9 protein-coding genes are annotated in these 12,444 nt (G+C 62.5%); 7 read left to right on the forward strand and 2 right to left on the reverse strand.

The window, feature by feature from the left end:
- The first annotated feature begins 121 nt into the window (after nt 1–121).
- The 7 genes from ACD590_RS25065 to ACD590_RS25095 all read left to right on the forward strand — a co-directional run bounded on the left by ACD590_RS25065 (nt 122) and on the right by ACD590_RS25095 (nt 8,411).
- On the forward strand, nt 122–1,657 hold the full coding sequence (locus ACD590_RS25065) for a sensor histidine kinase (RefSeq protein ID WP_439003621.1): 1,536 nt from the start codon (nt 122–124) through the stop codon (nt 1,655–1,657).
- Nucleotides 1,658–1,945: 288 nt separating this feature from the next.
- On the forward strand, nt 1,946–2,956 hold the full coding sequence (locus ACD590_RS25070; protein WP_439003622.1) for a LacI family DNA-binding transcriptional regulator: 1,011 nt from the start codon (nt 1,946–1,948) through the stop codon (nt 2,954–2,956).
- Between the two features lie 42 nt (nt 2,957–2,998).
- Nucleotides 2,999–4,273, forward strand: a complete 1,275-nt coding sequence (locus ACD590_RS25075) for an ABC transporter substrate-binding protein (RefSeq protein ID WP_032983656.1) — start codon at nt 2,999–3,001, stop codon at nt 4,271–4,273.
- Between the two features lie 72 nt (nt 4,274–4,345).
- Nucleotides 4,346–5,197 (forward strand): carbohydrate ABC transporter permease, encoded by an 852-nt coding sequence (locus ACD590_RS25080; RefSeq protein ID WP_018245616.1) that lies wholly within the window; start codon nt 4,346–4,348, stop codon nt 5,195–5,197.
- A complete protein-coding gene (locus tag ACD590_RS25085; protein ID WP_018245615.1) occupies nt 5,194–6,051 on the forward strand; it encodes a carbohydrate ABC transporter permease in 858 nt (285 codons plus the stop codon). The genes ACD590_RS25080 and ACD590_RS25085 overlap by 4 nt, the downstream gene beginning before the upstream one ends.
- Before the next feature lie 13 nt (nt 6,052–6,064).
- Nucleotides 6,065–7,123 carry an ABC transporter ATP-binding protein gene (locus ACD590_RS25090; protein ID WP_018444745.1) on the forward strand — a complete coding sequence of 353 codons (1,059 nt, stop codon included), beginning with the start codon at nt 6,065–6,067 and terminating at the stop codon, nt 7,121–7,123.
- Nucleotides 7,124–7,142: 19 nt separating this feature from the next.
- Nucleotides 7,143–8,411, forward strand: coding sequence for an MGH1-like glycoside hydrolase domain-containing protein (locus ACD590_RS25095; RefSeq protein ID WP_439003623.1), 1,269 nt, complete (start codon nt 7,143–7,145; stop codon nt 8,409–8,411).
- Nucleotides 8,412–8,424: 13 nt separating this feature from the next.
- On the opposite strand, the gene ACD590_RS25100 is transcribed toward ACD590_RS25095, so the two are convergent.
- On the reverse strand, nt 8,425–11,052 hold the full coding sequence (locus ACD590_RS25100) for an AAA family ATPase (RefSeq protein ID WP_439003624.1): 2,628 nt from the start codon (nt 11,050–11,052) through the stop codon (nt 8,425–8,427).
- Complete coding sequence (locus ACD590_RS25105) at nt 11,049–12,173, reverse strand: metallophosphoesterase family protein (protein ID WP_131590891.1); 1,125 nt, start codon at nt 12,171–12,173, stop codon at nt 11,049–11,051. The genes ACD590_RS25100 and ACD590_RS25105 overlap by 4 nt, the downstream gene beginning before the upstream one ends.
- Nucleotides 12,174–12,444 lie beyond the last annotated feature (271 nt).

Consider the following 12,444-nt stretch of genomic DNA (forward strand, 5'->3'; position numbering starts at 1 on the left):
GCCGAGTAGTGAGCACTGCATAATTTTCGAGAGTCAGAAATCAGCTTATCGGATATGGTTCGGAATGCGTTGCAATGTCCCCGTCTGGCCGTCGCCGCACTATGGAAATTGGCCCAAAAAGATGATCGGTGGCGATAAATACGTTGGCTCCGTAGGCAAAGCATCGCTCGCGATCATCGCGCTGATGTTCCTGTCATTCACCACCCTCTTGTCGATCTGGCTCATATCCAGTTACGAGACAGCTGTTCGCCGGGGCGATGAGCGTGTCAGCGCCGCTTCCAAAATCGTTGCAGCGAACGCGAATTGGTTGAATTCCCTTGCTCGGGAGACCCTGCACCGAATTGATGATGCTCTGGGGCGGAGTACATCTTTGCCCGGCCCCGATCGGGTGCGCGATCTCGACGCTGCCGTCTATGACCTTCCTCCTCAGGCGACAGCCTATGTCATCGGGGCAGATGGAAAAACGCTCTTTTCGAACGATCGCGATATCAAGCCGATCAACGTTACGGACCGCGACTACTTCGTTCGGTTGAGAAACGGCGCTGACGAATATACATCCCCGCTGATCATCAGCCGCCTTTCCCAGCGGCAGATATTCGTCTTCAGCCGCAGGCTCGAACGCAATGGCGTGTTCGCTGGCGCCGCCGTGATTGCCTTCGACGCGAGCATCCTAAGGCCAATATGGGACGCGGTCGCGATAGGCGAGAACTCGATTGTCGGCCTCATCAGGCGCGACGGGCAACTTATCGCCCGATACCCGGAACCCGCCGGACCAGTCGATATGCGAAACCACAAGCTGTTTACCGACTATATGAGGAAGGCGACATCAGGCACATATCGCTCCGTGTCGCCAGTCGACAATGAAGATCGCCTGGTCGCATACCGAATCCTCGAACGCACCCCTTTTGTGGCCATTGCTTCGGCAGATATCAACGTAATCATGCAGCCCTTTTGGGAGGATGCCAAAATCGCGGCTTTATTGGTCGCTTTCGCCCTCGTCGGGGCTTTGGCAGCTGCATTGTGGATTCAGAACCTCATCAAGGTGGACACATTGCACACCAGGCAGCTTGCGGATGCGTTGCGATCGAATGAAACGCTCCTGCGCGAGATACACCATCGAGTGAAGAACAACCTGCAGACGGTGATGGCCCTGCTGCGCTTGCAGGGTTTTGAACCGGAAGCCGTTCAAAAATTAAACGAGCGCATCTCTGCGATGTCCGCAGTTCACGAGCAGATGTACGGCTTCGACCAGTTTAGCGGAATATCTGCTCGGGAATTCATTCCATCATTCGTTAGGACACTCGTAGACGTCCATGGTCGCGCCGTTTCCGTTGACTTTGAAATCGACGACATCGTGATTGCGGCCGACAAGGCAACGCCGTTTGCCCTCCTGCTCAACGAGTTGATTGCCAACAGCATGAAATACGCCTTCGACGGCCGGGCATCCGGAAATATTCGCGTCATGCTGCACGCGACTGAAGGAGAGGAATCCCAACTGACCGTCGCCGACGACGGGATTGGATTCGATGGCCGATCGGACAGCGCCGGGATGGGGACGCGGCTGATTAAAGCCTTCGTAAATCAACTGCATGGCGAGGCGAGATACAATCGCCTGGAAGGAACGCAGTTTACGGCAACCCTCAAGCTTACCGATTGAGCGAGAGCTAATTCGAAGCCACCTCCCTGCCCAAAGCAAGACTTCGGTTATCCCCGCCGCATCGGGAGCGGGACGCGGAGCTACTTTGCGAACTTCCCGAGCGTATCCAGATACACAAGATAGTGGTCCCGCCTAGGCTGCGCTGAAAAGACCCGCCCCTTCGCATATCTCTGTGACGTCTCTGCTCGTCTTGAAATCATGCGTGCGACATCTGCACAAATCCAAAACGTTTTGGCTTGACTCCCAAAACGTTTTGGAGAATCTTTTTCTCACTTCGGGAGGAAGATCTTGGCCAATCTCAAACAGCTCGCGCAATCGCTGGGACTGTCGATCACCACGGTGTCGCGTGCGCTCGACGGTTACGCCGATGTGTCGGCCGCCACGCGAGAACGGGTGCGCGAGGCTGCCGACAAGGTTGGCTACCGGCCGAATGCTTCGGCCCGTCGCCTCCGCAGGCAGCGCGCCGAGCTGGTTGCCGTCACGCTGCCAAGCGATCCTGGCCATATCGGCCCTCCGCATTTCCTCGATATGTTGTCCGGCTGTGCCGAACATCTTGCCGCTGCCGGCCTCAATCTGGTGATTGCACCGGTGCCGCGCGGCGAGAGTGAACTCGACATCTGCCGCCGCTTCGTCGATGGCCGCCGCGTCGACGCCATGCTTCTCGTCCGCACCAAGCGGAAGGACGAGCGCGTTGAATTTCTGCAGTCGCGCGGCATTCCCTTCGTCACCAATGGCCGCACCGAAAGCCTGCTGCCCCATCCCTATATCGACGGCGACGGCTTTGCCGGCTTCCGAGCCGCGACGCTGCGCTTCCATGCCGCCGGCCACCGCCGTATCGGCCATATCGCCGGCCCGCAGGAATATTATTTCGCGCATGACCGCTGCCGTGGCTGGCGGGCGGCGATGGATGAATGCGGTCTTGCGACCGACCTCTGCGCCGAAGGCGCGCCGTTGGAACAGGGCGGCTATCTCGCGGCGCTGGAACTTTTGCGCCAACCATCGCGTCCGACCGCACTCGTCTGTGCCACCGACGAAATGGCGATCGGGGCGCTGAGGGCGCTGCGCGAGGTCGATGGCGGCAACCAGATCAGCATTGTCGGCCATGACGATCTGCCGATGGGCGCCTTCACCAGCCCGCCGCTCTCGACCATGCGCATGACCGGCGAAAACCTCGGCGCGAGCTTCGCCTCGCTGCTGTTGCGCGCCATTGCCGGAGAGCCCGCCGAAGAACTCCAGGAACTTCACGCGATCGAGTTCGTAGATCGCGACAGCCATCGCCGACCCGCCAAGGCGGCATAGACAGAAGTGCATCTCAAACAAAGAACAATGAAGGAGGAGAAGATGAAACATATCATGTCATTTGGAATTCTGGCTTCCACCGTGCTGGCCTTCGCCTCGCCGGTGCTTGCCCAGACGGTTTTCGTGTCCACCCAGCTTCGCCCGATCGAAGAGGCGACCGTCGTTCGCGAGGAGCTGTTGAAGGATGTCGGCTCGGTTGATTACGTGGTCGAGGAGCCGCCGCAATTTGCTGTCCGCATGGAGGCCGAACGTCAGGCCGGCAAGCGCACCGTCAGCCTCGTCGGTGCGCTACATGGCGAGCTCTCGCCGCTTGCCGACAAGGACACGCTCGAGCCACTCGACGATCTCGCCAAGAAGCTGGCAGCGAGCGGCATGCCGCAGTCGCTGCTCGACCTCGGCAAGCTCGGCAAGCCGACCCAGCAGTATATCCCCTGGATGCAGGCGACCTATGTGATGGCTGCCAAAAAGGAAGCGCTGCAATACCTGCCTGATGGCGCCGACGTGAACGCGCTGAACTACGATCAGTTGATCGAGTGGGGCAAGAATATGCAGGAGGCGACGGGCCAGCCGCAGATCGGTTTCCCGGCCGGCCCGAAAGGGCTGATGGCGCGTTATTTCCAGGGCTATTTCTATCCGTCTTTCACGGGGGGTGTCGTGCGCACCTTCCAGAGTGCCGATGCGGCTGCCGGCTGGGAGAAGCTGAAGGCGTTGTGGGCCTATGTGACACCGAATTCGACCAGCTACGACTTCATGCAGGAGCCGCTCGCTGCCGGCGAAGTCATGGTCGCCTGGGACCATATCGCCCGGCTGAAGAATGCCATTTCTGCCGCACCGGATGATTATGTGGTCTTCCCCGCTCCCGCCGGTCCCAAGGGCCGCGGCTACATGCCAGTCGTTGCTGGTCTCGCCATTCCGAAGGGCGCGCCTGACAAGGCCGGCGCAGAAAAAATCATCGAGCACCTGTCCATGCCGGATACGCAGCTCCTGACCGCCTCCAAGGTCGGTTTCTTCCCGACCCTGAACGTCAAGCTGCCGCCGGATCTCGACGCGGGCGTTGCCCTTCTCGCCGGTGCGGTTACCGCCACCCAGGCTTCCAAGGACGCGGTCATCTCGCTGCTCCCGGTCGGCCTCGGCGACAAGGGCGGCGAGTTTAACAAGGTCTACATGGACAGTTTCCAGCGCATCGTGCTGCAGAACGAGCCCGTTGCAGACGTGCTGAAGACCCAGGGCGCCACGATGGCCAAGCTGATGACCGACACGAAAGCTGCCTGCTGGGCGCCCGATGCCAAGAGCGACGGCCCCTGCCCGGTCGAATAAATCCGCCCGGGACGCGTCCGGGCGAAATGCCCGGGCGCTCCTTCACCACTCTGCTCGTCAAGGCGGGAGTCGATGACCAATAGCCGACCCTGGATCCCCTATCTGCTGATCCTGCCATCCGTCGCCTTTCTGGCGCTGCTCTTCGTCGTGCCGCTGGTGCAGACGATCTGGCTGGCGGTTTCGGATAATGGTGTGCTGTCGCTTGATAATGCCGAGCGGATGGTCACCGACATCAATTTCACCCGCTCGGTGAAGAACACCTTCCTGCTGACGATCGCTGTCGTGCCGGTGCAGATCGCCATTGCGCTTGCTATGGGCACCATGGTCGCCAAGGTCGGCCGCGGGCGCGAGACGATCCTGTGGATCTGGACGATCCCGCTCGGCATTTCCGATCTCGCCGCCGGTCTCGTCTGGCTGTCGATCCTGCAAAATACCGGCTATCTGAATTCGCTGCTCTTCGGCCTCGGCATCATCGGCAGGCAAGCGAGCTGGCTTTCCTACCAGACGCCGGTCGCGCTCTTCATTGCGATTGCGGTTGCCGAAATCTGGCGCGGCACGGCCATCGTGATGGTCATCATCGTCGCCGGTCTCAACCAGGTGCCCAAGGAATTCAAAGAAGCCGCCGAGATCTTCGGTGCTGGCCCGTGGACGCGCTTCTGGCGCATCACCCTGCCGCTGATCCGCCCGGCTCTGCAATCAGCGCTGATCCTGCGCACCGTGCTCGCCTTCGAAGTCTTCGCGGTGGTCTATGCGCTCGGCGGACGCAACTTCCCGGTCCTCGTCGGCGAGGCCTACAACTGGCAGAACCAGAACCAGAACTACAGCGTCGCTGCCGCCTATGCGGTGCTGATCATGATCATCTCGCTTGCCGCCACGCTCATCTATCTGAAGGCCTTGAAAGTCGATCCGGAGCGCCTGCCATGACCACGGACACCATCAGCACGGCCGCAGACACACCCAAAGCGGCCGGCTTCGTCTCTTCACGCCGTTGGCTTCTCTGGAGCGGCATCGCAGCGCTTTGCGCCTGGGTGCTGGTGCCGATCTATCTGGTGGCACTCGGCGCACTTGGCGGTCGCCAGGGCGTCTATATCTGGCCGAAGACCGGTCTTCCCACTGGCATATCGCTGGAGCCCTTCATTCTCTTCCTAAAGACCGAAGGCGTCGTCCAGTCCTTCCTCAATTCGCTGGGGGCAGCCGGCATTACGGTGGCGCTTTCGATCCTGCTCGGCGCGCCGGCCGGTTATGCGCTCGCCCGCTATGATTTCCGCGGCAAGGACAGCTACCGCCTCCTGGTGCTGCTGACCCGCGCCTTCCCGCTGGCGATCCTGGCATTGCCGCTGACGGTCTCCTTCATCCGGCTCGGCCTCTATGACACGATCGTCGGCGTCGGTCTCATCCATACCGTCCTGGCGCTGCCTTTCGCGGCACTCGTTACGCAGGGCATTTTCCTCGGCGTGCCCAAGGAGTTGGAGGAAGCCGCCTGGGTGTTCGGCTGCACCCGCATCCAGGCCTTCTTCAAGGTGGTGGCACCCTTGGCGCTGCCCGGCATCGTCGCAACCGCGGTCTTTGCCTTCGTCATCTCGTGGAACGAGGTCTTTGCCGCCTCGGTGCTGACGGTGCGCAACCGCACGCTGACCGCTTACCTGCTGACCGTGCTGTCGGAAAGCCCGATGCATTACCGTTTTGCCGGGGGCCTGATGCTCATCCTTCCCTCGGTTGTCTTCATCTTCGCGGTCAGACGTTACCTCTTCGCGATCTGGGGCATTTCCTCCAAATAACGGGACCAGAGATATGGCCAATATTGTCATCGACCGCATCCGCAAGAGCTTCGGAGCCTTCCAGGCGCTGAAAGAGGTCTCGCTGACGATCAACGACGGCGAATTCGTCTCGCTGCTCGGTCCGTCCGGCTGCGGCAAGACCACGCTGCTGCGCATCATCGCCGGCCTCGAGACCGCAACGTCGGGAGATGTCCGCATCGGCGACAAGTCGGTGATCGGCTTGCCTCCCAAGGATCGCGGCCTTGCGATGGTCTTCCAGAACTACGCCGTCTTTCCGCACATGACAGTTTATGAGAACGTCGCCTTCGGGCTGCGGATGCAGAAGGCCGACGACGCCAAGGTGAAGGCGCAGGTCGAGAAGGCCGCCGGCCTGCTGCATATCGAGCAATACCTCGACCGCTACCCGAACAAGCTCTCCGGCGGCCAGCGCCAGCGCGTCGCGGTCGCTCGTGCCCTTGCCGTCGAACCGAAGGTTCTCCTGATGGACGAGCCGCTTTCGAACCTCGACGCGCTGCTCCGCCTCGAAATGCGCACCGAACTCAAGACCGTGCTGCAATCGGCAGGGACCACGACGATCTACGTCACCCACGACCAGACCGAAGCCATGGGCCTTTCCGACCGCATCGCCGTCATGCATGGCGGCGTCGTCGAGCAGGTCGGACGTCCTGTCGATATCTACAATCACCCGGCAACACGTTTCGTCGGCGGCTTCATCGGCAACCCGCCGATGAATTTCATCAAGGTGCCGGTGACGAACAGCCACGTGGCGGCAGGCGCCGAGCAGCTTGCCGCGCCGCAGGGGTCCGGCAATGAAGTGATCCTTGGCCTGCGCGGCGAAGCCGTCGAACTTGCGCCGCTGCCGCAGGGTCTAGAAATGAGGGTACGCGTTGCCGAACCGATGGGCTCGCACCTGCTTCTAACCGGCTCGATCCACGACCAGCCGGTGCGCGTCATCCTGCCGGCCTCGGAAACCGTCAAGAGCGGCGACACCATCGGTCTGAAGCTCGACCAGAAGCGCATCACCTGGCTTTCACCCGAAAGCGGCAAGTCCTTTCCGGCCGTCTTGGCCTAAGAATACCGGAGCATCCGACATGAATATGCATATCGACCAGGCGAAGCGCATCCTCGCCGCCAACGATCGCGGCGGTTATACTGTGCCGACAGACCGGCTCTATCCCTTCCAGTGGAACTGGGATTCAGCCTTCGTCGCCATGGGCTTCGCGCTCTACGACATCGATCGCGCCTATCGCGAGCTGGAACGGCTGGTCGAAGGCCAGTGGGCGGACGGGATGATCCCGCATATCCTCTTCCACGCGCCAAGCGAAACCTATTTCCCGGGACCGAAAGTCTGGCGCACGACGCACACGATCCCGACCTCCGGCATAACCCAGCCGCCGGTCTTCGCGATCGCGCTGCGCAAGCTGCATGAAGCCGCGGGCAACGATGCCGAGACGCGCACCCTGCCCCTCTACGAGGCGGCGCTGAGATGGCACCGCTGGTGGTATTCCGCCCGCGATCCCGATGGCACCGGGCTCGTTGCGCTCCTGCATCCCTGGGAAAGCGGCAGCGATAATTCTCCCGCCTGGGACATCGCGCTCGCTCGTGTACCCACCACCACCGATACCCCCGTCGTGCGCAAGGATACCGGCCATGTCGATGCCGACATGCGCCCGCGCGATGAGGATTACCGCCGCTTCATTCATCTGGTCGATACCTATGCCGCCTGTGGCTGGGATCCAGCGAAACAATGGGAAAAGGCGTCCTTCAAGGTCTCCGAGATCCAGACGACCGCCATCCTGCTCAAGGCCGGCGAAGACCTCGAGCACCTTGCCCGCCTGTTCGACCGGACCGAGGACGCGATCGAGATCGCTGCCTTCAATAACCGCACTCGCAAGGCGATAATGGCCCAATGGCGGCCGGATCTTTCGCGGTTCGTGTCGCGAGACCTGATCTCCGGTGAAGATGTCGAAGCCGCAACGCAAGCCGGTTTCATCCCCCTCCTCTCGCTGGACCTCGACAAGCAGGTTGCCGGCGCCCTGGTTTCGGAAATGAAAGCCTGGTCCAAGGATCTCAAGGTCGCCTTTCCGACGACGAAGCCGGGCATCGCCAGCTGGGAGCCGAAGCGTTACTGGCGCGGCCCCGCCTGGGCGATCATCAACTGGCTTCTGATCGACGGACTGAATCGCAATGGCCACGCGGATGTCGCCGAAGAGCTGCGGCGATCCACCATCGCGGCGATCGAAACGGAAGGTTTTGCCGAATACTTCGACCCGGTCACCGGCCAAGGATGCGGCGGCCTCGGCTTTTCCTGGACGGCCGCCGCCTATCTGTGGCTTGAGCGAGTCGTCGGCGTCGCCTGAGCATCGATCCTCATCAATCCGGCTGCCATGGCTGCATGGTGAGCACATTGCCGCCCAGCTTGGCGAAGGCGCGCTGGCGGCAGGAGAAGACGAGGATCTGCTGGTCGCGGGACTGGCGATGCAGCGCATCGAACATCCGCTCGATCCGGTCGTCGTCGGAATAAACAAGCGCATCGTCGAGGATGACAGGCGCCGGCCGGCCGTCGCGGGCAAGCAGCCTTGCGAATGCGAGGCGGGTCAGCACCGAGAGCTGCTCGCGCATGCCGCCGCTCAGCCGGTCGACATCCTCGTCCAGGCCGTTGCGGCGCACGATCTGCGGCAGCAAGGTGTCGCCGTCAAACGTGATCGAGATGTCGTCGAACAGCAGGCCGAGCAGCGGGGCGAGTTCGTTCATAACAGGCTTGAGATAGAGGTCGCGCGCCGCCGCCCGCGTTGCCGTCAGCGCCTTGCGCAGGCGATCGAGCACGCCGACCTCCGTCTCGAAACGCTTCGCCTGCTCGCGCGCCGCTGCCAACAAATCCCGGCTTTCCAACCAGTTTTCTTCCACCGCGCTGTCCGAGCGGGTGCGGATCTGACCGCCGAGATCGGCAAGCTCTTCGCGAAGCCTGGCAATTTCGCGGCCTGCGGCGTCGGCGACCGAGCGCGCCCTGGCAAGGGCGGCCTCTGCGCCTGCGAGGTCCCGCCCTGTCCTGCGCAAAGGCTCGGCCCGCAGTTCGACAGCATCGACCTGCTCTTTGGCCCTGGAAAGCTTGAGAGCAAGGTCCTGTTGCAATTCAGTTCGGCCGGCTTCGGGGCCGATGACCGCCTCGATGGCCTCGAGTTCCTGGCCAAGCCTGGTGTGCTCCGTCTGCGCGCGCAATATGGCCTCGCCGGCTTCCGTGCGCATCACTGACGCCTCCCGCGCCCGGTTCCGCGATAGTTCGATGCGCCGCGTCGCATCCGCGAGACGGGCGCGCACCTCTTCCGGGTCGGCCTCGAGTTCGACCGGATCCTGGCTGAGTTCGGCAAAGCGTGCGGCGTCGAGGTGAAGCTTGTCAATGCCATTCGGGGCGAGATCCGCGAGCCGCTGGCGCGCCCGCACGAGTTCCTCCTGCTTGTTCCGCGCGGCAATATCGCGCTGTCGCGCCGCTCGCAGACTGTCGACACCGAGCTTGGCAAGCAATGTTTGGCGCGTGGCTTCCGCAGTCTCCAGCGCCCCGTCCTGATCTGCCTGCCGGCTGGAGTGGATGGTAAGGGTGCCGACGCCTGTTATGTCGAGCTTCGCGATCCCGGCAAAGCTTCTGTCCTCACCCCCAATCAAGGGCTGGCGGTCCATGCTCACCGATCCGGAGGCATCCTTCAGGTAATCGACCCTGAGCGTGGGAAGACCGACCTCGGCGGCTGCACGCAAGCCGACGATCTTGAGATCCAGCGCTTCAAGCCGCTCGACCGCATCGGCTGGAATGGCGAGCAATGCATGCGCCGCCTCCCCGTCCTCGATCTGCTGGCGCGCCGCTTCCGCCTGTTCGAGACGCAGACGGACCTCGGCCAGTCGCTCTGCGGCGTGGCGTGAACGGAGCGCTGCCTCCAGCCGCGCAAGCAGTTGACGGTCTATCCGCTCCTCCTCTTCGGCCGCCTGCACCTCCGCCGTTGCCGCCTCGCTTTCGGCCAGCGATGCCGTGCGTCGCTTGGCTGCACTCGAGAGTTCTTTCTCCGCCAAGGCGAAACGCCGCGCGAGTTCGCCGCTGCGGTTCAATGCCGTGTGGAAGCGGTCGAATACCTGTTGCGCCTCATCGCGGCGGCTGGCGGCCAAGGTGGCCTCGGCATCGAGCGCTTTGAGTTCCCTGTCATGCAGTTTAGCGGCTTCGAGCACCACCTCGGCATTGGCAATCGCCGTCTTTCGGCCGGCTTCCTCATCAGGGTTTTCCAGTTCGCTCAGTCTCGCCTGCACTGAGCGGCGGCGGTCGAGTGCGCCGTGCAGCATCTCGACCTCCTTGGCCAGCCGGGCCTCCTCCTCCTGCAGCCGGTCACGCTCCTCGAGAGCGGCGGCAAAGCGGCCTCCTGCCTTCGGCCGGAGCGTCGCGGTGACCAGGCGATTGAGTTCGTCCTCGCAGGCTTCGAGCACCGCCGACATGCGCCGTCCGCCCGTCAGCGCCTCCACCTCGCCCTGTACCGAAGACAGCAGGCTTTCGCGCACCCGCTTGTCGTTCTCCTCCTCGCTCTTGCTGCGATTTTCGATGCCGGTGACGCCTTGACGCACCCAGAGCAGGCCTGCCGGGCCGGAGGTTCCGCCGGAAATGAGATCGCCGATGAACGCCTCGGCCTCGTCGGCCTGGGCGACGATCCGGCCGCTGCCGAGATCGGTGACGCTGGCACGCCGTCCGCTATGGAACTGCTTGGTCAGGCGGTAGCGGCCGGCTTCGATCGTGATATCGGCCTCGACGATCGGATTGCCGCCGCTATAGGGGCGCAGCATCTGCACGCTCTTTGGATTGCCGCTGTGCGGTTGGAAGAACAGGGCATGCAGCGCCTCGAAACAGGTTGATTTGCCGTGTTCATTGGCGGCGCTCAGCACATTGACGCCGTCGGTGATTCCTTCGACTGATATGCCGCGGCCGGCGAAACGTTTGACATTGTGGAGGCGAAGGGCGGTGAGTTTCATCGATCGATCGCCTCGCAATAGGAAAACAGGCGGATCAACGCTTGGCGCGCCACGTTCCTGTCGTCGCCGGAACGGGCCTCGTCGAGGCTTTCGGCAAGAAGCAAGTCCGCAGCATCGCGCAGCGCACCGGCTCGGTCGATGGTCTCGAGATCATCGCTCTCGCAGTCGGTCCCCAGAAGATCGGTATCGATCTCCAGATGCGCAAATTCCGGCGCGACCTGCTCCAGCAGGCTGATCATTGCTGTGCGCCCGTTCAACCGGGCACGGCCGGACAGCGCGATGCGCAACAGGGTTTGTCGGCGCGCGAACGGTTCCGGCAACGCGGCCTTCAGCACTTCAACACCGTCTTCCGATGCCAGCAGAGGAAGGTGCAATGTCTGCCAGGAAAAACTGGCGGTCGTCACCGCCGCCGTCGTCGGCATCGCCCCCTGCCCGGCAATGGAAACGACCATCGCCTGCCCCGGCCTGTCATGCTTGAAACGGTCCGGCTCGGGCGCACCGCTATAATACGTCCTGGCGTCCACCGCCACCGATCCGTGCCAATCGCCGAGAGCCATATAGTCGAGGCCGGCCAGCGCCGCGCGGTTCGGCGCAATCACGTTGGTCGCCGTGGCATCCTCCGAAAATTCCTGGATAGGGCCATGGGCGAGGCCGATGCGGATAGCGCCGTCCGGTGTGGCGGCACCCGTCATCCATTCGGTCAGGTCGCGGCCAGGCCTCCTGGTCGTGCAAGGCGCCGGCAGCAGGATGACATCAGGTCCAAGCGGAAGGGGCACCGCTTCCGTCGCCAGGATGACATTGTCGGGCACAACGCCGCGCGCCGCACTCCAGAGCTGGTCCGCCAGCAGTGAATCGTGGTTGCCCGGAAGCAGGACCCAGCGCAGCGGCGTATTCCGGGCCATCTCGCCAAGCGCTTGCCGAAGCACGGCAGGCGTCGGCGTCTCGGTATCGAAGGTGTCGCCCGCGAGCAGGATGACACCAGCGCCATGCTCTCGTGCCGCCGCGGCGAGCCTAGCGATCACGCCATGCCGCGCCTCGCGCAGGCGCCCTCTCAAATCCTCCGGAAGATTGCCAAATCGTTTGCCAATATGAAGGTCCGAACTGTGCAGGAAGGAAAACATTAATCAGCTATGTTTGCGATGCGCTGCGAGCTTTCGAGCATGGCCAAGGACCTCTCGTCCGTAGTTTCGTGATTCCGTTGTTCCATGACAGACCATGCCTCCCGATAACAGGCGAGGCAAGTCGATCCTGGCTGAGCGAGCTGTTATCCAATGCTTGTCTAACTCTCAGCGGTACTCGATATCGCATCGCCCAGCAGCCTCGATGCAAATGCCGCTGGTCCAGCACGCTGGCGAAAGGGTCGTCCATTGTCTTTGTCGGCTGCCAACGGCG

Source organism: Rhizobium sp. 862_C5_N1_2, assembly GCF_051811205.1.
Classification (GTDB): Bacteria; Pseudomonadota; Alphaproteobacteria; order Rhizobiales; family Rhizobiaceae; genus Rhizobium; species Rhizobium leguminosarum.